Here is a 22,322-nt window from a genome sequence, read left to right on the forward strand (position 1 = left end):
CAAACTCCCCATGTATAATCGGACGTGAGCAAATATATGAGGAGTGTGAAGAATGAAGAAAATCTGGGGTATTTTTATACTCGATTGGCGCCGACTTTTTAAGGCTCCAATTGCTTTGATGCTTGTACTTGCGCTTGTCATTTTGCCATCTCTGTACGCATGGTTTAATATCGAAGCGCTTTGGGATCCATATTCCAACACATCAGGAATCAAAGTCGCCGTTGTTATCGAGGACGAGGGCGCAGAAATTACCGTACCGGGAAAAAGCCCGCAAAAAATCAATGTCGGCACACAACTCAAAGAGCAACTGGAGAAGAATGATTCGCTAGGCTGGACTTTCACAACAGCAGATAAGGCTAAAGAAGGTGTGAAAAAAGGAGATTACTACGCAGCTATTTTCATTCCGGCCGATTTTTCGAAAGATATCGTTTCGGTGGTGGGCGGGGATCCAACGAAGCCAACAATCAATTATACGGTGAACGAGAAAATAAACGCGATTGCCCCGAAAATAACCGATAAAGGCGCGTCGACAATTGTTGACCAAATCAGCTCGGAATTCGTCGATAAAGTCAGCAGTTCTGTTCTCTCAGAGCTTAACCAAGCTGGGATTGATCTGGAAAATGAACTACCAACGTTGCGCCATATCAAGGATAAAGTTTTCCAAGTGAAACAGAGTATGCCACAGATTATCGAGATGGGCAAGCAGGCTGTTATTTTAGAAGGAAAGTTACCAGATTTAAAGGCAAAAGCGAACCAGGTGACCGAGCTAAATAAGAGTATGCCACAAATCGACGCGGCAGCACAAGACTTGCTACGCATCGAATCACAGTTACCACAGCTCGACAAACTGGGCAAAGACATCCTCGTATTGCAGCAGAAAATCCCAGAAATCAAGCAAATCGCGACGGACGTAAAAGCGGTCAACGCTAATTTTGGAACGATTCAAAAAACGGTCAATGATGCGCTATCTGAATCTACGAAAGCGCTAGGCATCATTTCAGAGGCAGAAAAAGCCCTGCCAACTGTCAAAAAGATTGCTGATGATGGCTCAAAGTACGCGGATAAGGTGACCGATTTTACAAAGCAAGTCGATCAGTCCTTTCAAACAGTGGCCCCAGCGATCAAACAAAACCTGATTTTGTTACAACAAGTCACGAATAACATCTACGAACTAACGGAAGCACTCAAAAATGGAAGTATCGACCCAGCCAAAGTCATCACAGTCATCGATCAAATCGATACTCAGCTAACGAGCGCCAATGCGATGCTCACGAAACAAATCGAGCTGTTGACATCATTAAACGAAACATTGCCAAACAAACCGCTAACAGGCTTTATCAGCGACCTAAAAGCAATGCAACAGGACTTAGTGACGCAGCAACAAACACTGGCAGAAATCGAAAAAATCATCGAATCAGGCGAAGAACCCAGCCAAGCCTTACTTGACCAACTAAACGCCGAGTCCAAGAAGGTGAGCGATGACTTAGCAACGATTATCAGCGAATACGATTCCAAGATTGTGCCAACCATCAACGCTGCACTAAAAGAAATCAGTGCGGACTTAGCAAAAAGTAGCGCGTTACTCGATGGAGCTAAATCCAAGTTACCAGACATTGCATCCATTCTCCAAAACGCCAATCAAACACTTGTAACAAGCCAAACATACCTAAAAGAATTCCAACAACGATTGCCAGAATTGCAACAAACCTTAAGCGATGCAACGGCATTCATCGATACGAAACTCGACACAGTAATCAGCGGTATCAACAAAGCAGCGGCCTTTTATAAGTCAGACTACCCAGACGTAAAAGCTAAAATCCACAAGGCAGGCGACTTCGTTCGAAACGATTTACCGACACTAGAATCTGAAATAAATAACGCGGCAAAACTGATCGAGCAAAAGTTCCCAGAATTTGAAAAAGCCGTCAAAGTTGCAGCCGATTTATCTAGAACGGAGCTACCACAATTCGAGCAAGCTATCAACAAAGCAGCGTCACGTATCAACGAATTCGACCAAAATTACGATATGCAGCAAATCATCGCCTTCCTCAGAAATGATGTCAAAAAAGACAGTGGCTTTATCGCGCATCCAATCCAGCTAAAGGAGACGAAAGACTATCCAATTCCCAATTACGGATCAGCCAGCTCTCCATTCTATACAGCGCTGTGTTTGTGGGTTGGAGCCTTACTTCTTATCTCATTATTACGCGTAGATGTCGAAGTACCACGAGGCATTTTCAATCACCATCATGTCTATTTTGGCAGATTGCTGACATTCCTATCGATAGGTCTCGCGCAAGCTCTAATTGTCACGCTAGGAAATATCTTCTTACTTGGCGTATCCGTTGCAAGCCCAGTCTACCACGTCTTATTCAGCATGTTTATCAGTGTTGTTTTCATGATTATCGTTTATACACTTGTCTCGCTGTTCAACAACGTCGGAAAAGGTCTCGCAATCATCCTACTCGTCTTACAAATATCAGGAGCAGGTGGGAACTTCCCGATTCAAGTGTCGCCGCCATTTTTCCAAGCCATCTATCCATTCCTACCATTCACTTACGCGGTGGGGCTAATTCGAGAAAGCGTGGGTGGCATATATTGGCCAAACGCAACACACGATATCATGATGCTCTCGATATTTGGAGTTCTATTCCTCTTACTCGGAATTCTACTGAAAAAACCATTAGACAAAATCATCCCTAGGCTCTCAGCGAAAGCTAAGAAAAGTAAATTAATTCACTAATAAGGAAATATGAAAAGGATCTGGTAATAAAACCAGATCCTTTTTCGTCGTAAAAACCGTTTGAAGTAACATGAAAGAAATTATTTTGTAACATTGCGGTAAAAAAAGATGATTAACGCTTTATTTATGACATAAAAAACGCTATAATGAAATGGTGAAATAAAGTTACATTTCTGTTTCTGTGGTAAAATATTTTACATCTAGTATATGTGAAATGAGAATAGTTTCGTATTTCAACTAAAAATGTCCTGAGAGGGAATCGAACCCACGACCTACAGCTTAGGAGGCTGTCGCTCTATCCTACTGAGCTATCAGGACACGATGAAATTTGCCAACCTTATCATTTTAACATAAAACAGAGGCGGGGAGCAATCTGTTTGCAAAAATCAAAAGAGAGGAAGGGACAGGTTGAAGAAATTAATACCAGTATTTATAGGAGTAATAATTCTAGTCGGATTAGCAGCATGTGGCAAAGAAGGCATAGACAAGGTTCTGAGCGACAATTCACTGACCGTGATACAAAATGTGAAAACAGATTTAAAAGACTATCAGCTAGCGTATGTGAAGGATGACAATGATACAACAGGTGTGCTCGAGTACTACAAAGATACGAATGGAAAAGATATTTCGAATATACAACTGGACTCCGCACTTAAAATAAAAGATTCCAAAGTAAAAATAAACCTTATGAATGGTTTGGACGGCTTAATCGCGATGGTTGAAATCAAAGATACTACCCTTGCGAAAGAAGCAACCGAACTCGTTTTGCTCGACAGTAATAAAGAAGTAGACGAAGCAATTGGTGTTTCACTGACCAACAAAAGTACGGTAGAGGGCGGGAAAACAGTCGCAATCGTCGCGATTCCCTCACTCGATCCGACGACAGCGAGTGGACTAAAACGCATCGAGTTACGTAATGATGCCAATAAAAACTTGTACCAAAACGACCTAAATCCAAGTAAAATAAAAGCTCAGGCACCATCAGAGCGCGCGAAGAAGAACTCCTTTTTCCCAGCAGTTAATAAATACATCACGGATAAAGAATGGAAAGTGGTAAGTAGCGCCACACAGAAAAAACACATCTACACAGCGATTTTACGCGATAAAGAAGGGGTCTATCATTTAGCTGAATTCACCTATCCAGATAATAAACTGGCTGTGAAGGAAACCTCTAAAAATGATAACCCGCAACTAGATAATGATGTGTCGTTACTGCAACTACAAGGTGACAAAAACCAGTACATCGGGGTTGTTGCTGAGTTAGAAACGATTGTTAAAAAGGGCGCGACGGTTGTTTTAAAATCAACGGACGGGAAAGAATATCAGCAGCCTCTCCACAGGGGATACAATGATAGAAACGCCTTGATTCAACTGACAAAGAAAACTGAAATGACAATTGATACGATTTCTTCTGTGTCCATCCAAGACGATGATGGAAAAGAACTTTATACGATGGAACTAAATTAAGCGAAAAGATTGGCGTGAGGCTATACGATACCTCACGCCAATCTTTTCTTATTTTGCTGAGCTACAAAAATGTAAGTTTAGAGTATGATAATGTAATATAACTAACATGCGAATTAGCGAACAATGATATATACTTAACAACGTAATATTTTATACAGTTCAGGTTTGGGTCATGAAAAGAGGGTAATAAAAAAGGAAGTAGTTCGCAAGTGCGTATGGCATCTATGAGTTTGTGACATCTTAATTTAACGAAAAGGAGCAAGTAGATGAAACATTCATTGGAAGGCCAAAAACAGGGGTATTTAGTAATAATTAGCGCGATATTGGTGGGGATAGCCTATCAATTCCTACCATATGTATTCACCAACACACCATATTTAGAAGTTATCGGTGCACTTTTCAATGTAACCCTCATGTTTATCTTGCTATACATCATCCTGAAAGAGGAGTTTCTAGATTGGTTCAAACATTTCAGCATCAAATGGGTCTTAATCGGAATCCCATTTTTGGTTATCGTAGGAACGTTAGCAGGAAGTCTTTGGTCAATAATTGCTGGCGGGATGACATCCAATGATATAAATAGCATCCTGACATGGGAATATGTCATTAAAAACGTGCCATTCATGTTACTTGGCGAAGAGCTGCTTTCGATTGGAATTCTCTATGCTGCATGGAAAAAGTTAAATTGGAAATTCTGGCAAGCGACGATGCTATGCTCGATTTTATTCGCATTATGGCATTTACCAGCTTATGACTATAACGCGCTGCAATGCTTAGTCACAATTATTCCGAGCAGACTCGTCTTAAATTACTTATTCAAAAAATCCAACTCTGTCTGGGTCACATGGATTGTCCACATTGCTTTTGATGTCATTACATTCTTACCGATATTGCTAAAATAGCCAAAAAAACCATAAAAAAGGAGTCGAAATTGGCTTCTTTTTTATGGTTTCTCAAGGTTTAATTAATTTTTTTAGATACTTTATCAATGTACTCAAGTGACATACCAGTTCCAATAGCTACGGACTCTAAAGGACTTGGTGCCATATGTACAGGAACATCGATTTGATTGACAAGCCATTCTTGGAAGCCGTGTAATTGCGAACCACCACCAGTTAAAACGATGCCACGATCGACAATATCACCACTTAACTCAGCTGGACATTGTTCGAGCGTCACACGAATCGCTTCGAGAATCCGACCTAACGTTTCTTCCAATGCCTTTTGAATCTCAGTAGACGTAATGGTTAAAGTCAGCGGCAAGCCAGTTAAAAGATCGCGGCCACGTACATCCATCGTTATTTCAGTATGTGGAATCGGCGCATAGCCAAGCTCCATTTTGATTCGTTCGGCTGTAGCTTCCCCGACTAGGAGGTTGTAATTTTTGCGGATATGTTGGATAATCTCGTCGTCCATATGGTCGCCGCCAGTTCTAACAGACGTGCTCGTCACGATGCCTCCGTAAGAGATGATGGCAATTTCACTCGTGCCTCCGCCGATATCGACAATGACATTCGCGATAGGTTCATCGACTGGTAAATCAGCTCCGATTGCTGCTGCGACAGGTTCTTCGATAAGCGTCACTTCTTTCGCTCCCATCGATTTCACCGCATCAATAATCGCACGACGTTCCACAGAAGTTGCTCCAGTTGGTGCACAAACAACGACGTTTGGTCTTTTCACCGAATTTCCGACAACTCCTGTGACCCGACGCATAATCTCACGTAAAAGACCAGATGTGACATCGTAATCCGCAATAACGCCATCTTTTAGAGGACGAACGGCGATAATATTAGTAGGCGTTTTTCCAATCATTTCTTTTGCTTCTTGGCCAATGGCAAGCACGGACTTGGTGTCAACATCCATGGCAACTACAGAAGGCTCATTCAAAATTATTCCTTTAGATTTACTATAAACTAAGATGTTCGCGGTACCAAGGTCGATACCAATCGTTGTATTTCCAAACATTTTTTTACCCTCCATATTTCCTTTTTCATGCTTTTATCGGCATAGTCTCTAGTATAAAGCAGTTTTGCCATTGATGGGGCTTATAAAGATAATGATATAAAAAGGTAATATAGGAATCGCGCGGGAATAGGCTTTCACTTGAAAAACGTAAACCTCATGTAAAAAACTTAATACAAATCCAGTATTTAACTTAAGAGAAAAATGGCAAATTAAGTCGTGGTGTTGTTAGTTCCAAATCACCTGAAACTGTACGTTGACTGTAAAGATGAATCCGTCCGGTTCCAATAGCAATCGATTCCAGTGGATTTGGATCGAGGATGACTGGGAAATCGACTTGATTTGTTAGCCATTCTTTAAAGCCATTCAGCAAGGAACCACCACCAGTTAAAATAATACCTTGATCCATAATATCACCGCTCAGTTCAGCTGGAGATTGCTCCACCATCACATGAATCATTTTGATAATTTTTGCTAAAAATTCTGTAATTAATGGTTGGATGTCAGTAGAGGAAATGTTTGTCGTTGCTGGGAGGCCGGTTAGCAAGCTGCGACCGCGAACATCCATTGACTTTAGAAGATGGGGGCTTGGCGCGTAACCGAGTTTCATTTTAATTTTTTCGGCGGTCAAATCACCAATGAGTAGATGGTGTTCTTCACGGAAATATTGAATGATTTCGGCATCTAGCGAGTTTCCAGCCGAGCGGATGGACATGTTTGCGAGCACGCCTCGGTAGGATACAATCGATACTTCTGTTGTGCCAGCGCCAATATTGACAATCATATTGGATACAGGTTTGTTGATTGGAAGTCCAGCACCAATGGCGGCAGCAACGGGAGCTTCGACAATGGTGACTACTTTGATTCCGGTTGCAAGCACAGCATCACGAATAATATTTCGCTCGACAAGCGTTGCACCAGCGGGGACATTGACACTCGCCGCTGTTTTACGAATGGAGATATTAGCGATGCGAGCAACACGATCAAGAACCGCGTGCAATAACTTTACTGTATTATCAAAATCTGCAATAACACCGTCTTTTAATGGTTTAATAGCAGTTAAAGTGGTAGGCGTTTTTCCGTACATTTGTTTTGCTAAATTCCCGATTGCATAGACTTCTTTCGTCTCAACATCTAAAACGACAACAGCAGGTTCACGAAATATGACTCCCCGCAGTTCATTGTAAACAACGATATTCGCTGTTCCGAGATCAATCCCAATGGAAGAATGACTAAACATAAGCACACACCTTACTTTCCTTTGAATTTAAAAAAACAGATTAGACTTCTTAATGACATAATTGCCTTAAAACGGGGAACGTAAACCTAAATGCACAAAAAAGCTATGCGTGTTAAGCATAACTTTTTTTGTGTAGCGCTATTTTGCACGGTCTTGTTTTTCATATAAACTATACATGTAGAAGTATATAAATCCGCTTATAACCGCGAGTACAGCAATCGTTGCAAATGTTGCGAAATAGCCAACAAGGGTTGATAGAGTAATCGCGAGTGGCGCTATTACTTTTCCGAATGTATAGCGGAGTCCAGCCGCAGAGAAGTACATTGCTCGCTTATCATCAGGGGCAATTTTGGCAACGAAATTTTGTTGAATTCCGACTGTCATTAATTCTGCAAAACTGAATAAAATAATGGCCAAGACGGCGCCCCATGGACCCGTCGCGATTCCAAAAAGCAGAATAGCGATTCCGTATAAGAAAGACGAATTCATGAAAACTAGCTTTTCACGATAACGGCTCATCATTCGTGTAAAGAAGACGGTCAATAAAGCGACGCAAAAGCCGTTGATGGAGACAATGAAGCCAAATAATTGTTCTCCGGTAAGCTGTATCGAGAATATCGATGAATCACCGATGACCTCTGTGATGTAAAGCGGGAACAACAAGTCCAGTTGCATAAAGGATTGCGAAATAATGACGCCAGCAATGATGTATAAGAAAAAGACTTTATCCTTAAAAATAAGCTTGTAATTTCGCAATTGTTCCATCAAAACAGTACCTATCTTTTTCTCGCGTTGAGCTTTACGCAACTCCTTATCCAATGCCATTGGCGCCGTCTCATGTCCGAATTTTGTCAGTAAAATCAGGAGCAACAAGTCGGCGAGAACGATTGCAAGCAAGGTTTGCGAGGTATAATTGTTAAACACAAGCGCCCCAATAATCGGACCAATCACGACTGCGATATTTATCATCATGTAAAAAATGGAGTACACATGGCTCCGATGCTCAGGTTTGACAACATCGGCAATCATCGCCTGACTGGCAGGTTGATAAAATGACATGAAAATACTCGCAACCATGAATCCAAAAAACGCAATATATGGCGAATGGAACATCGTTGTCGCGGCAATCGCAAAAATAAGGAAACCAGCGCCCTCACCGATAACCGAAATACTCATCATTCGTTTACGCCCATATGTATCAGCGAAGTAACCGCCAAGTAGGGCCGTAATAACAGATAAAGCTTGCGATAGAATAAGCAATAGACTCGTCGTTTGCCTACCAATCGAATCTGAGAAATAAATAGTTAAAAAGGGAAACACAGCCCAAAAGGAGATATCGAGCAGAGCCTCCCCGAATAGTCGCACTTTGAGATTGATATCCCAAGTCTTAAATTTCATAAAACTAAAACACCTTCTTTACAAAAAAAGCCCATGAAACGGTTCTTCCATGGGCTTCGTTATTAATTAGTAAATAATCATTTTCTTATTAAAATGCCCAGTCACCGTTACGGAAAACCGGAACCTTCTCGCCACTCGCTGTGATGCCATCGATGTTCATTTTATCAGAACCAATCATGAAATCCACATGTGTCATACTTGAGTTAACACCAGCTTTTTCTAGTTCTTCGCGGCTCATATCTTCGCCACCTTTGATATTAAAAGCATAGGCGCTTCCTATCGCTAAGTGATTCGATGCATTTTCGTCAAATAACGTATTATAGAATAAGATTCCTGATTGAGAAATAGGGGATGGATCGGGAACCAGGGCTACTTCGCCAAGATAATGTGATCCTTCATCCGTTGCTACTAAATCTTTCAGGATATCTTCTCCTTGTTCCGCTACAACATCCACAATGCGGCCATCTTTGAATGTGATTTTGAACTTATCAATGATGTTACCAGCATAGCTTAGCGGTTTTGTACTAGATACGTAGCCATTCACGCTATTTTTTTCAGCACATGAGAAAACTTCTTCCGTAGGCATATTCGCCATGAATTCTTTGCCTTGTTTATTATAGCTTCCAGCGCCAACCCACACGTGATTTTTAGGAAGCCCGATTGTTAAATCCGTTCCTGGTGCGGTGTAGTGAAGTGCTGTATATTGTTGATCGTTCAAATAAGTCGCTTTATTGTTCAGCGTCTCATCGTGATTTTTCCACGTTTGAACTGGATCAGCCGTGTTAATACGGGTTGTTTCAAAGATCGTTTCCCAAAGTGCAGGAACTTGCTCCGCTTGTGGTAGATCAGAGAATACTTTTGCTGCCCAGCCTTCAGAAGCCGCGCCGACAACCGTCCAGCTTATCGTGTTAGACTGAATCATTTGGCGGAATTCCTCAAGCGCTTGACCTGTTGCTTTTTGGTTTGCTGCGATTTTTTTGCCGTCCACACCTTTAAGTAAATCCGGATTTTCCGAAACAATTGAGATGAAAACGGCATTTTCGTGAGCCAATTCAATGCGTTCAGCAGCTCGGTGAAGTGCAGCTTTCTCGAAAATCTCAATCGGTGAATTTTGGTAGCGAAGTAACGTGATTTCTTCGTCTACCCAGTTGATAATAACGTCGCTAGCCCCAACTTCAAAGGCTTTTTTCGTAATCAATCTGCTTAGCGGTGCGCTCTCAACGGAACTGTTAATGACTACTTTCTGATCAGGTTGAACGTTCACTCCAACCTTGACGATTAATTCTGCATACTTTTCTAATTTCTCATTAAATGTTGACATATGTAGCACCCCTCTTCTATTCAATAAAAGCATTGTATCTTAAAAAATCGCGTAAAGCAACTATCCAAACCATTTTTGACTAGAAACTAAGCGTTTGTCGGCACGCTGAGGTTTGGAGTCATAGAGGCGGCTTTAGGCTAATCAAATTCAATCTCTGACAGGGCTTCATCCATCGACTCTAAAATATTGTACTTCACAAAATAGTCTAGCCAAGCTTGGTGTAAATCAGGGGCATCGCGTTTAATCGACGGCTTGATTTTGTCGTACATTGTTTTCATAATATCTTGCCACATTGCATTCACTGCACGATCTAGTTTCGTGTCTTTCCAACGCTTTGCAGGCGGACGTTTCTTATTTTTCTCGTTTTGGAATTCGAGTGCTTTTTGGTAAAAGCTATCTTTGGTCGTTAAGTTCTCGGACATATATACAGAAAATTCATTGAAAGTCATCGTAACACTCCTTAAAATTGTAGGTCAATTAACAGTAACATATCCTTATCAGAGCGTCTACTCCACGAAGATAGGGAGAAATAGGTTTATGCGACACATTGCTGTATTTTCAAAGGTAGAAATCGGGCGGGAATCTGTTTTTAAAAAGAGCTGAAAAACGCTTGTAACGCTTGCTAGAGAATCGAATACAGTCTAATATAGGCGAATCAAAAAACGGATTTTAAAATTATTTTAGCCATCAAAAAAATGCCTAACTATCAACGCGATAGCTAGACATTTTGGGAGATTTCATTTATTCGATGTCGGAAATTACTTCCCAAGTAGGGCATCCGCAAATGTTTTCGCATAGGCTTCCGCACGAACTACATCATCTTCATCGGGATCTAAATCCACTTTTAAGCCTTCTACAGGGACTGTCGCGCCTTGTTCTTTCAAACGTTTCTCAACAAGGTCAACTGTTAAGCAGAACTCGTCGTAGAATGTGTCGCCAGATCCAAAAGAAGCGCAGATTTTACCAGAAAAGTCTACATCAGACATATCTTCATAAAAATCTACAAATTCGTCTGGAAGTTCGCCGTCATCATATGTGTAACCGCCGATGAGCGCGCCATCATATTCCAATAATTTCTCAGGTTCGACAGAGATACATTCCTCAATCTCAACCTCAATATCATATTTCTCTAACTCTTCGCCAAGGATATCTGCAATTTCTTCTGTATTACCAGTCATGCTGGCATATACGATCATAACTTTTGCCATTATTTACATCACCATTTCTTTCTATGAGTTCTAAGTTAATACGCTAAAAAAAGCACACATGCGAACGCGGAATATGCTTGTTTCATCAATCACTAATACTTCCATTATAAAGAATTTCAGGAAAACTGCAAGAAATTCCGTTAAATTTAGCAAAAACGTCATATTCGTACTTTCAAAATGAGGCGAATAAAGCTATAATGGTAGAAGTGAGAATTTCTGGCTAGGACAAAATCAAAGGATTCGAGAGCTGGAAAGAGAAGGGATGGAAAAAATGATTACATTAAAATCAAGACGCGAAATCGACGAAATGAAACATGCAGGGGAAATCCTTGTTGCGACACATAAAGAGATCAAGAAATTAATCAAGCCGGGAATTACGAGCTGGGATATCGAAGTTTTTACGGAGGAATTTTTGCGCAAACAAGGTGCAACGCCAGAACAAAAAGGCTTTGAAGGTTATGAATTTGCAACATGTGCGAGTATCAATGACGAAATTTGTCACGGTTTCCCTCGTAAGAAAATTCTAAATGAAGGCGATATTATCACAGTGGACATGGTTGTTAATTTCCATGGCGCGCTTGCTGATTCAGCTTGGACATATGGCGTTGGCAAAGTCTCACCAGAAGCCGAGCGTTTGATGGAAGTGACTCGCAAATCGATGTATCTTGGTATCGAACAAGCACAAGTAGGAAGTCGCATTGGGGATATTGGGCATGCGATTCAAACCTACGTAGAAGCCGAGAAACTAGCGGTTGTTCGCGAATTTATTGGTCACGGGGTTGGTCCAACATTACACGAAAAACCAGAAGTACCACATTTCGGCGCAGCAGGCAAAGGTCCGCGTTTGAAAGAAGGAATGGTTATCACGATTGAGCCAATGGTTAACACGGGTGGCTGGAAAGCGAAGATGGATGACAACGGGTGGACGGCGCGAACGGCGGATGGTTCACTTTCTGCACAATATGAACATACGATTGCTATTACAAAAGATGGTCCAGAAATTTTGACATATCAAGGTGAAAATGACTAAATAATACGTAGGTGTGTTGCCAAGAACGCGACACACCTAAATTTTTTCAATAGCAAAGGGAGAATGGGTATGGGAGAGAAGAAAGCGATTCGTAAAACGAGGGCGCCACATACAGTTACATCGATTTGCAAGGAATTACATAATCAGGGTATTGCAAAAGGAGATACGGTGATTCTGCACTCTGCACTCGGTCAAGCTGGCTGGGTATGCGGAGGCGGGGTTACGATTATTAAAGCTTTTCAACAGGCGGTAACAGAATCTGGGAATCTAGTAATGGCAACGCAAAGTACGAATGTGTCAGACCCAGCTAAATGGCGGAATCCGGCGGTGCCAAAAGAGTGGTTGCCGACAATTTATGAGGAAATGCCTGCTTATAATCCTGATGAAACGCCTACTTTTTTCATGGGTGTGATTCCAGAAATCTTCCGTAAAATGGCAGACGTGAAGCGAAGTTCCCATCCGAAATATTCTTTTTGTGCATGGGGAAGCGATTCGGCTTTTATTACGGAGAAACATGCGCTAAACTTTGGCTTTGGCGAGCAATCACCACTAGCACGCCTCTATGAGCTACACGCGAAAATTGTCTTGTTTGGCGTCGACCACAATAAAAATACGTCGCTACACCTGGCGGAACATCGTGCCAAAGCCTTCCGAATTCAGCAAGAAAAGTCACCGATTATGGTTGGTGGTAAGAAAATTTGGCAAAGTTATGACGAAATAACGTCTAATAGCGAGGAATTTATTGCAATTGGGCGAGAGTACGAACAAAAAAAGGCACACCAGCCGACGACGATTGCTGGTGCACCTTCTAAAATCTTTGATATGCGTGACTTAGTGGACTACGTTAGCGAAATTATTTCCGAATAGTGCTTAGTTCCTCTGCAAAAAGTTGCATTTCACGCATACTGATATTATTTTTGCGATGAATCAGCGTATAAATATCAAGTAAGGAATCATAATGGATGGCTTCTAAGGTCAGGTTTTCAAAGACAGAAGCATTAACCATTTTGAGTTTTACCGTAATTTCATTTAACATATACGAAACATTTTCTTGCGAGGGATTTTCTAAGTTCATGTGAGACACTCCTTTTCAACTTTCAAAAATTGTAGCATATAGTTTGGAGTGACGCCACAATTAGCGTCTATTTTAAGAAGAAAGGGGATAGCGATGTTAAAAAAAATACAAAATATCCGCCTAGTTCGTTTTGGCATGGCCGTTGGAGCTAGATTTACTAAAAATGATGTATCCGGAAGCGCCTCACAATTAGCGTATTATATGCTATTTTCCATTTTTCCGATTTTACTAATTGTGGCCTCGTTACTTCCGTATTTCAACATTGACCAAGACCAGTTATTTACAACGATAAAGCAGTTTGTTCCAGAAGAAATTTATGATTTTATTAATAATAATCTGGATCAACTTCTGAATAACAATTCGGGCGGTGCGCTTTCTATCGGGATTATCGGGACATTGTGGTCGGCTTCTAACGGCATGAACGCAACGACAAAAGCCTTGAATAAAGCGTATGGTGTGAAGGATCGTCGCAATTATTTTGTGAAACGCCTGTTGTCGATGGTTTTTACAATGGGGATGTTGGCGGTTGTTGTTGTAACCTTACTCCTCGTCGTTTTTGGCCAGCAAATTGGGTTGTTTATTTTTAATCATCTGAATGTGTCCCAAGATACGCTCGATATTTGGAATAATTTCCGCTGGGTCGTGACAATGGCCGTTATTTTCATCGTGTTTTCCTTTATTTTTTGGATTGCACCGAACCGGAGAAGCAGTCTATTTAGTATTTTGCCAGGCGCGGTTTTTTCCACAGTTGGTTGGGCTGCCGCCTCGATTGGTTTTGCCTATTACGTAAACAATTTTGCCAACTACTCTGCGACTTACGGGAGTATTGGTGTCATTATTATTTTGATGTTATGGTTTTATCTAACAGGAACGATTTTGATGATTGGTGGCGAAATTAATGCCACACTTAGCATAGTGAAGCAGAAAAAGCTGGTCGGGGAGATTAATTAAACTGACCATAAGGAGAGAATTATTTTGAGCGAAAATCCAGTAACAGAAGGTCAACAATTCCCGCTAACGATTAAACGGATTGGTATTAACGGCGAAGGAATCGGCTATTTCAAACGATCGGTCGTTTTTGTAACCGGCGCCCTAACAGGAGAAGAAGTCGTGGTCGAGGCTACGAAAGTCAATCCACGCTACACAGAAGCAAAAATCCGCAAAATTCGTAAAAAATCACCACACCGCGTGACACCACCATGCCCAGTCTACGATGCATGTGGCGGTTGTCAATTGCAACATTTAGCGTACCCAGAACAATTACAAATGAAAAAAGATCTTATCGTACAATCCATCGAAAAACATACACGTTTCCACTTAGAACAAATTAAGATTCGCGACACAATCGGTATGGGAAATCCATGGGGTTACCGTAATAAAAGCCAATTTCAAGTACGGGAAATCGATGATGTGGTCGAAGCCGGCTTATTTGGCGCCGAAAGCCACGAGCTAGTTCCAATTGAAAACTGTATTGTGCAACATCCAGACACTGTAAAAGTAACCAATTTTGTACGCGATTTACTCGAAGAACTTGAGATTCCAATCTATGAAGAACAACGAAATAGCGGCATTGTTCGGACAATCGTTGTTCGCACGGGGATTAAAACTGGCCAGATTCAACTGGTTCTTGTCACAAACAGCAAGAAGTTACCACGCAAACGCGAGTTAATTGAGCGCATCCAAGCCGCCATCCCAGAAGTTGTTTCGATTATGCAAAACGTCAATCAGGCTAAAACATCCCTAATTTTCGGTGAAGAAACGCTCTTCCTGGCAGGGAAAGAAAAAATTACTGAGAAGTTAGGCGAAATTGAATTCGATCTTTCTGCCCGCGCCTTTTTTCAATTGAACCCGTCGCAAACCGAGAAGCTTTACCGCGAAGTAGCACGTGCCATCCGCTTGACTGGTAACGAAAAAATTGTCGATGCCTATTGTGGTGTTGGAACAATCGGACTTTCTTTGGCAAAACGAGCAGCAGAAGTCCGCGGCATGGATACCATTGTAGAATCCATCGAGGACGCAAAAGCAAATGCCGCGCGTGCTGGAATAACAAACGTTAGCTTCGAAACAGGGAAAGCCGAAGAAGTATTCCCGAAATGGATCAAGGCTGGATTTAAACCAGATGCCATTGTTGTCGATCCGCCACGCGTAGGCTGTGAAGATCAGCTACTTCAATCGATTCTGCGTACGAATGCGAAACAAATTGTCTACGTATCGTGTAATCCATCAACACTTGCACGCGATATTCAGATTTTATCTAAAAAATACAACGTGAAATATATCCAACCACTAGACATGTTCCCTCATACGGCGCATGTGGAAAGTATCACCGTTTTAACTTTAAAAAATTAAGCGAGGAGGGCTTCCTTTGACAATTCAACTACAACCGTTCAAAAATGAAACAGCGGAGATTGCAGCCCTCACAAATTATATCCTCACGAACGATGAATTTTCCGCACATCCATTGGAAATTTTAGAGCAAGCCACAAAAACAAGTAGCTATCACTGCGTCCTGATTTCCGATAACGGAATAATCGCGGGCTTCTTCGTTCTGGATAGCGGCAATGACCTAACGACATACACCACAGAACCCAATGCACTACTTCTTCGAGGCTATTCCATTGATTCCAGCTTGCAAGGAAAGGGATATGGTACAAAGTCCTTAGCTGCGTTAAAAGACTATGTGCACGCTCATTTCAAAGGAATTGCTAGCGTTGTTTTAGCAGTCAACAAACGAAATATTCCAGCACAAAAATTATATTTAAAAAGCGGTTTTGTCGAAACACCACGCGTTGTCCTAGGTCCGCGCGGGGAGCAATTTGTTTACGAACTGAGAATATGAGGAACAAGAATAGAGAACGGGGAGATATGTACCAATCCTCGTTCTCCATTTTTAAATCACCTTGCAATAATGTAAGGATGAAAAGTCGCGACAAAGCTTTTCATTACTAATGTTATTTGTTAAACTAAGGTAGACAATTAGACCATAAGAAAGCGTGGCAGATCTATGAAAAATGACAAAATTCGGTTTCTTGTTCTCCTGATTCCGATTTTATATATGGCTTACGGTATATTTTTAGCACTCGATTTTGGTAGTAGAGCAGAGTTGATCAATGTCATTCTAAACGGGACAATCCTTGGCGTGTGCTCGATTTTCATCATTTGGAAGGCGAAATTAAGAAATTCAATAGATGTGATTTGGCTCGCAACTTTCATTCTCTATCTGTTCATTTTGCATCATTTAGTTACATATATTTCAGCAGGAGATATCCTAAAAAGCACGTACACAGGAGGATTTCATATTCAGCAAGAAATGGTAAATATTGTGCCATTTACGACGATTGAAAATACGGTGCACCAAACGTTGCCAACAATGCCAACCATCATTCAGTTACTTGGAAATGTCCTGTTACTCGCACCATTGACCTTTTTCCTACTCTATTTTCAAATTACGAAACGAATGGGAACGACGCTTTTGATTGCCCTTTTAGTTTCTACCGGAATCGAGCTTGTTCAATTCCTACAAACGACGGTTATCACAGGTTTTAGCGGCATAACTTTGCCAGAAAATCGTTCGACAGATATTGATGACATTATTCTAAATACGCTGAGTGGTTTGCTGGGTATTCTTGTAGCCCTGTGTATACCACGCGTGAGAAAGCGCAAAAAATAGTATTGAAATGGGAAAAGTGAAGGGAATTGGTATGATGAAGGAAAGATTTGCAAAACTCATAGCATGGTTTCAAGAGAATAGTCTGAAGGCCAAAATTATTTTTATCGGCTTTGTACTCGCGTTTGTCGTGTATGAGGTGATTAGTATCGGAACAACAACCGATTTTGGCGCCTTGAAAGACAACTTAACATCGCAGAGCCCGGAAAATATCTTGATCATGGTTGTAGTTGGACTTATTGCTGTGACACCAATGCTTATCTATGATTTTGTCATCGTGAAACTCTTGCCAGGAAAGTTTCCAACGAGTCACATCATTGCGTCTGGCTGGATTACGAATACGTTTACGAATATCGGTGGATTTGGCGGCGTATTAGGAGCCTCGTTACGCGCCAATTTCTACGGTAAGAATGCAGACCATAAACAAATCCTTCTAGCTATTTCAAAAATCGCCTTGTTTCTCGTATCAGGTTTATCATTATATTGCCTTATCGGCCTAGTGATGCTGTTTATTCCAGGATTCGCCGATCATTTCCGCAGTTACTGGCCTTGGCTTGTCGGCGGTGGCTTATATTTCCCAATCCTATTTTTCTTTACAAAATGGAAAAGTAAAACGCTATTTGAAGATTTACCGCTAAAACGTGAATTACTACTTATATTAGCGTCCCTATTAGAATGGGCGTTTGCATTCGGTTGCTTCATCATCATCGGCGTACTCATGAACGAACCAGTCGATATTGCTAAAGTGTTCCCGCTTTTCGTCATTGCATCTGTTATCGGGATTGCATCGATGGTACCAGGCGGGGTTGGAACGTTCGATGTCGTCATGATTCTCGGGCTTGAAGCACTTGGCGTACCGACGGACCTCAGTGTCGCTTGGTTGCTGTTTTATCGTATTTTCTACTATATTATCCCGTTCGCAGCTGGACTTCTATTCTTCGTCCAAAAAGCTGGAAAGAAATTCAACGATTATTTAGAAGGGTTACCACGCCTATTCCTACAAAAACTAGCGCACAGATTTCTAGTCTTGTTCGTGTATTTTGCAGGGCTGATGCTGATTATCTCCGCAGCGATTCCAAATGCGATTTATCATTTACCACTACTCTATAAACTCGCGCCATTCAGTCTATTTTTCGTGTCGCAAATCACGATGATTGCGTTCGGGTTCTTGTTACTCGGACTTGCTCGAGGTATCGAAAGTAAGATTACAAAAGCTTATGTAACAACTATTGTTGTGCTAGGTTGCGCGATTTTCAATACACTTGCCCAAGGATTTTCCATCAAAGCAGCGATTTTTCTTGGTATCGTATTGATTTGCGTTTACCTAGCCCGCAATGAATTTTATCGTGAAAAACTCGTCTACACATGGAGTAAAATCATTTTTGACAGCTTACTATTTTTAGTTTGTTTAATCGGCTATGTCCTCATCGGCATTTATAACTCGCCAAAAGTACCACATCACCGCAAAATTCCCGATTACCTGTTGATTCCATCTGAACACGTTTGGATTACAGGATTCATCGGTGTCGCCATCGCGATTATTAGTTTGATTATTATTTTCTACTACTTCTCAACCACGAGTGTTACGATTGGGGAACCATTTGATGCGAGGCGTTTACGAGCCCATTTAGCTAAATACAAAGGAAATGAAGTAACCCACACAATGTTCATGCGCGACAAACTACTTTTCTGGTCTAAAGACGATAAAGTTGTGTTTCCATTCCAGCTCAAAGCCGATAAAATGGTTATCATGGGAGAACCAGTCGGGGATAGTGACTCCCTTGAGGACGCGCTAGAAGAACTGATGACATATGCCGATCGTTTTGGTTACCGACCCGTTTTCTATGAAGTCGATGTTGATATGCTGGCATTCCTCCACGATCATGGTTTTGATTTCATGAAAATTGGTGAAGAAGGCTTCGTATCCTTACCCGAATTTACGCTAACTGGTAAAAAACGTAAGGGTGAACGCGCCTTAATGAATAAATTCGAGCGTGAAGGTTATACATTTGAAATTATTGAGCCAAGCTTCGATGAAAAAACGATTCAACGACTCCGCGAAATTTCGGATGATTGGCTAGGCGATAGATCCGAAAAAGGATTCTCGCTTGGGTACTTCGATGTTTACTATTTAGAACAAGCACCAATCGCAATCGCTCGAGACGCAGAAGGTGAAATCATTGCCTTTGCCTCGATCATGCCATGTTACAACGACGAAATGACATCCATCGATTTAATGCGCTACGGTCAAGATGCTCCAAGCGGTATCATGGATTTCCTATTCATCAACCTATTCCAAAAAGGGCAAGAAGACGGTTACCAAATTTTCAATGCAGGGATGGCGCCACTTTCCAATGTCGGTTCCTCACAGTTTGCCTTTTTAGGAGAAAGGTTGGCGGGTCTCGTTTATCGCTATAGCCAAGGTTTCTACGGCTTCCAAGGTTTACGCAACTACAAATCAAAATACGTAACCACTTGGGTTCAAAAATTCATTGCGTTCCGAAAACGAAGCTCGATTGCCTTTACAATGTTGCAACTGATGGTTCTAGTAGGCAAGAAACGGCCGTTATCCAAAGCACAAATCGCAGAAGACATTGTAGACGAGATGGAACCCGTCGCGGCTACAGAAGAAACGAAATAATAACACAAACAAGGCGCTGGAAGATCGCAATCGGATCTCACAAGCGCCTTGTTTTTCTATTCTTTTACTAAATCGGTCAATGCTGCCTCAATCTGTGGGAATTTAAATGTGAAATTTTGATTGAGAAGTTTTTGCGGATATACCCGCTGACCTTTCAAAATAAGCATCGCTCGTTCGCCCATCGCTAGACGAATCATCGAAGCAGGTGTCGCAACTTTTGCTGGTCGATTCATCGCTTGACCGAGTAGCTTTGCGAATTTTTTCTGTTGAACTGGGTGTGGAGCTGTCACGTTCACCGCGCCGTCGATCCGCTCATTCGTCATGATAAAGACAATCGCGCCAACGACATCATCAATGTGAATCCACGAATACCACTGATTTCCATCGCCGAGCGGCCCGCCAACTAAGAAGCTAAACTGTTTTGTGAGTAGTGGCAATGATCCGCCGTCCTTACCCAAAATCAAACCAAATCGCGTAAAGACCGTCCGAATTCCCGAAGCACGCGCAGCTTTTTCCCAAGAAATAACCGTCTCCGCAAGAAAATTATCAGCCGCCACATGCTCCTCCGTATCTAAGAAAAAAGTCGTTTGTGATGTTGGGTAAATGCCAATCGCGCTCGCATTAATCAACAATCGGGGCTTCGGCTTCAAGGTATGAATCATCCGCACCAGCTCAGTCGTCGCATCCACACGACTATCTAAAATCAACTGCTTCCGATCCTCTGTCCATCGCTTATCCGCAATACCCGCGCCAGCAAGATTAATACATATATCGATAGACAACCCAGCCAAATCAGGCAAAGAGCCGCCCAACCACTTTATATAATGGATATTATCGGTGCTAACTTTACCATCCTGACGTGTCAAAATATAAACAACATGCCCCTTATCCAAAAGAGTAGGAACGAGATGCTGTCCAATAAAACCAGTCCCGCCCGCGATTAAAATATTCATAATTTCGTTCACCCCTAACTTGTTTCTATTACTTTTCCCTTTAAGATAGCTTTAAAACGATAGGAGGCTGAAACAAGCTGGCGTAACTAGTTTCAAAGCTACATTTATCCGGTTGCCCCTAATTGCGCCCCTAATTACCACTGTGCCATAAATTCTTCATATTGTTCAACAGCACGTTTGTTCATTCCTTCGTCACTATGCATGTACTGTTTCGTAACAGTGGAATCTTTAGAATGTCCGATGCGTTGCTGAATGGTAACCTCAGGTACACCAGCTTCCACTAAATTTTTTACATGGGTATGTCTGAAGGCGTGCGCGGAACGTCCCCGATAGTTCTCAACTCCTGCCCGCGATGATATGCGAGTCAGGGCATATCTAAAACGGGAATGCATTATCGGCTTATTCAGATAGGCGAACAAAAAATTGTATTGACATTCTATTTCTGGATGTCTTAATTTTGCTTTTTTATTGTCTAAAATTCGGCGCTTGATAATTTTTTCTGTTTCAGTGTCTACATAAATCGTTCTATTCGAAGTCTCTGTTTTTGTTTTTGCGAATATAATGTTAGTTTGAGTTGCTCTATTAAGTAACTGCTTATTTATCGTTAGCGTGCCATTTTCCTCGTTGTAATCCTCTACCATAAGTCCAAGCGCCTCGCCTATCCTTAGACCAGTTCTAGGCAGGAAAAGAATTAGATCAGCTATGACAGCTTTTTCTGTATCTTTGGCTGTTTTGTATAACTTAGTAAGCTCTTCGTTCGAGTAGTACATTTTATGTTCTGTAACCAGTTCTTTTTTAGTATTTGCTTTAATAACGATTTTTTCTGTTGGATTGTAATCAATGAGCCGTAAATCATGTAGCGCGAAAGATAGACAGTTATTCACGACGGAGTGGATAAGCTTAACAGTACTGACCGCGTACTCTTTATTAATAAGGGAGTTAATAAACTTTTGATACATCAATCTGTTTATTTTCGTCACCTGTATAAACCCTAATACAGGGATAATATAATTTTCCATAGCCCACCTATAACTAATAATCGTGTTTGACGATAGTTTGTTTTCCTTGTATGTTTTAAACCACTCATTTATTAATTCCTCTAGCGTAATATTGCGGTCGATTTCGACAAAGTTTGAACTTTTCTCTTTCACCAGCTTAGCGTATACCTGTGAACCTTCTAACTCGGCATCTTGCTGCTTATCTGCAGAACCAGATTTCTCATATTGCTTGCTATTAATCGTGACACGGGCGCGCCAGATCCATTTATTTCGTTTTTCGTTATACTTTACTGAAAATCCCATAATAATAATCATCCTTTTCCTCGGCGGAGGGGCGTGGATGGTTATTTTAATCTTCTTCGAATTCAATTTCTAGTAAGCCATCGTCCATAGCTTCTATGATGTTATGTGTGTTCATGTAGTATAACCATGCCTTTTTGATTATAGGTTTTCTTGTTAACACTAGATTTAATTCGGTCGTACATATTACGTAAAATATCCTCCCATATTTGGTTTAAAGCGCGATCTAATTTCGTTTTGTTCCAGCGCTTCGCGCTTGTAGCCGACGACGTTTCTTTTTTATCGGTTCTATAATAAATGTTGAGGCAGATTAACT

At 41.4% G+C, this 22,322-nt stretch carries 19 protein-coding genes and 1 tRNA gene; 10 read left to right on the forward strand and 10 right to left on the reverse strand.

What is annotated here, in order from left to right; translation table 11 throughout:
* The first annotated feature begins 52 nt into the window (after positions 1-52).
* Positions 53-2,743, forward strand: a complete 2,691-nt coding sequence (locus tag HCJ66_RS11185) for a YhgE/Pip domain-containing protein (protein ID WP_187133194.1) — start codon at positions 53-55, stop codon at positions 2,741-2,743.
* Between the two features lie 244 nt (positions 2,744-2,987).
* On the opposite strand, the gene HCJ66_RS11190 is transcribed toward HCJ66_RS11185, so the two are convergent.
* Positions 2,988-3,061, reverse strand: a tRNA-Arg gene (locus HCJ66_RS11190).
* Between the two features lie 90 nt (positions 3,062-3,151).
* Between HCJ66_RS11190 and HCJ66_RS11195 the strand changes: the two genes are divergently transcribed.
* Together HCJ66_RS11195 and HCJ66_RS11200 are read left to right on the forward strand one after the other, a co-directional pair.
* Positions 3,152-4,210 (forward strand): hypothetical protein, encoded by a 1,059-nt coding sequence (locus HCJ66_RS11195; protein ID WP_187133195.1) that lies wholly within the window; start codon positions 3,152-3,154, stop codon positions 4,208-4,210.
* 266 nt (positions 4,211-4,476) lie between these two features.
* Positions 4,477-5,112: a CPBP family intramembrane glutamic endopeptidase gene (locus HCJ66_RS11200; RefSeq protein ID WP_187133196.1), complete on the forward strand. Its 636-nt coding sequence runs from the start codon at positions 4,477-4,479 to the stop codon at positions 5,110-5,112.
* A gap of 58 nt (positions 5,113-5,170) precedes the next feature.
* Here the strand turns inward: HCJ66_RS11200 and mreBH are convergent, their stop codons facing one another.
* From mreBH to HCJ66_RS11230, 6 genes are all read right to left on the reverse strand, one after another.
* Positions 5,171-6,178, reverse strand: coding sequence for a rod-share determining protein MreBH (gene mreBH / locus HCJ66_RS11205; RefSeq protein ID WP_187133197.1), 1,008 nt, complete (start codon positions 6,176-6,178; stop codon positions 5,171-5,173).
* A gap of 190 nt (positions 6,179-6,368) precedes the next feature.
* Positions 6,369-7,415, reverse strand: coding sequence for a rod shape-determining protein (mreB, locus tag HCJ66_RS11210; RefSeq protein ID WP_187133198.1), 1,047 nt, complete (start codon positions 7,413-7,415; stop codon positions 6,369-6,371).
* Between the two features lie 138 nt (positions 7,416-7,553).
* Positions 7,554-8,813, reverse strand: a complete 1,260-nt coding sequence (locus HCJ66_RS11215; protein ID WP_187133199.1) for an MDR family MFS transporter — start codon at positions 8,811-8,813, stop codon at positions 7,554-7,556.
* Between the two features lie 88 nt (positions 8,814-8,901).
* A complete protein-coding gene (locus HCJ66_RS11220; RefSeq protein WP_187133200.1) occupies positions 8,902-10,134 on the reverse strand; it encodes an aminopeptidase in 1,233 nt (410 codons plus the stop codon).
* A gap of 137 nt (positions 10,135-10,271) precedes the next feature.
* On the reverse strand, positions 10,272-10,583 hold the full coding sequence (locus tag HCJ66_RS11225; protein ID WP_187133201.1) for a hypothetical protein: 312 nt from the start codon (positions 10,581-10,583) through the stop codon (positions 10,272-10,274).
* Between the two features lie 309 nt (positions 10,584-10,892).
* Positions 10,893-11,342 carry a flavodoxin gene (locus HCJ66_RS11230; RefSeq protein ID WP_187133202.1) on the reverse strand — a complete coding sequence of 150 codons (450 nt, stop codon included), beginning with the start codon at positions 11,340-11,342 and terminating at the stop codon, positions 10,893-10,895.
* Positions 11,343-11,613: 271 nt separating this feature from the next.
* Here HCJ66_RS11230 and map point away from each other — a divergent pair, with 271 nt between their 5' ends.
* Together map and HCJ66_RS11240 are read left to right on the forward strand one after the other, a co-directional pair.
* On the forward strand, positions 11,614-12,372 hold the full coding sequence (gene map / locus HCJ66_RS11235) for a type I methionyl aminopeptidase (RefSeq protein ID WP_187133203.1): 759 nt from the start codon (positions 11,614-11,616) through the stop codon (positions 12,370-12,372).
* Between the two features lie 69 nt (positions 12,373-12,441).
* Positions 12,442-13,239, forward strand: a complete 798-nt coding sequence (locus HCJ66_RS11240) for an AAC(3) family N-acetyltransferase (RefSeq protein WP_187133204.1) — start codon at positions 12,442-12,444, stop codon at positions 13,237-13,239.
* Here the strand turns inward: HCJ66_RS11240 and HCJ66_RS11245 are convergent.
* Positions 13,226-13,447: a DUF1128 domain-containing protein gene (locus HCJ66_RS11245; protein ID WP_187133205.1), complete on the reverse strand. Its 222-nt coding sequence runs from the start codon at positions 13,445-13,447 to the stop codon at positions 13,226-13,228. The two genes, HCJ66_RS11240 and HCJ66_RS11245, sit on opposite strands and share 14 nt — an antisense overlap.
* Before the next feature lie 93 nt (positions 13,448-13,540).
* Between HCJ66_RS11245 and HCJ66_RS11250 the strand changes: the two genes are divergently transcribed.
* The 5 genes from HCJ66_RS11250 (at position 13,541) to mprF (ending at position 19,755) form a co-directional block, all read left to right on the forward strand.
* Positions 13,541-14,398 (forward strand): YihY/virulence factor BrkB family protein, encoded by an 858-nt coding sequence (locus HCJ66_RS11250; protein WP_187133206.1) that lies wholly within the window; start codon positions 13,541-13,543, stop codon positions 14,396-14,398.
* A 24-nt stretch (positions 14,399-14,422) separates the two neighbouring features.
* A complete protein-coding gene (gene rlmD, locus HCJ66_RS11255) occupies positions 14,423-15,796 on the forward strand; it encodes a 23S rRNA (uracil(1939)-C(5))-methyltransferase RlmD (RefSeq protein ID WP_187133207.1) in 1,374 nt (457 codons plus the stop codon).
* Between the two features lie 16 nt (positions 15,797-15,812).
* Positions 15,813-16,286, forward strand: a complete 474-nt coding sequence (locus HCJ66_RS11260; protein WP_187133208.1) for a GNAT family N-acetyltransferase — start codon at positions 15,813-15,815, stop codon at positions 16,284-16,286.
* A gap of 165 nt (positions 16,287-16,451) precedes the next feature.
* Positions 16,452-17,117, forward strand: a complete 666-nt coding sequence (locus tag HCJ66_RS11265) for a VanZ family protein (RefSeq protein ID WP_187133209.1) — start codon at positions 16,452-16,454, stop codon at positions 17,115-17,117.
* A 34-nt stretch (positions 17,118-17,151) separates the two neighbouring features.
* Complete coding sequence (mprF, locus tag HCJ66_RS11270; RefSeq protein WP_187133251.1) at positions 17,152-19,755, forward strand: bifunctional lysylphosphatidylglycerol flippase/synthetase MprF; 2,604 nt, start codon at positions 17,152-17,154, stop codon at positions 19,753-19,755.
* Positions 19,756-19,811: 56 nt separating this feature from the next.
* Here the strand turns inward: mprF and HCJ66_RS11275 are convergent, their stop codons facing one another.
* The gene (locus HCJ66_RS11275) at positions 19,812-20,708 is read right to left on the reverse strand and encodes a TIGR01777 family oxidoreductase (protein WP_187133210.1); all 897 of its coding nucleotides are present in this window, start codon (positions 20,706-20,708) and stop codon (positions 19,812-19,814) included.
* A 134-nt stretch (positions 20,709-20,842) separates the two neighbouring features.
* On the reverse strand, positions 20,843-22,009 hold the full coding sequence (locus tag HCJ66_RS11280; protein ID WP_187133211.1) for a tyrosine-type recombinase/integrase: 1,167 nt from the start codon (positions 22,007-22,009) through the stop codon (positions 20,843-20,845).
* Positions 22,010-22,322: the final 313 nt, after the last annotated feature.

The sequence above is a fragment of the Paenilisteria portnoyi genome, assembly GCF_014322795.1.
GTDB classification, from domain to species: domain Bacteria; phylum Bacillota; class Bacilli; order Lactobacillales; family Listeriaceae; genus Listeria_A; species Listeria_A portnoyi.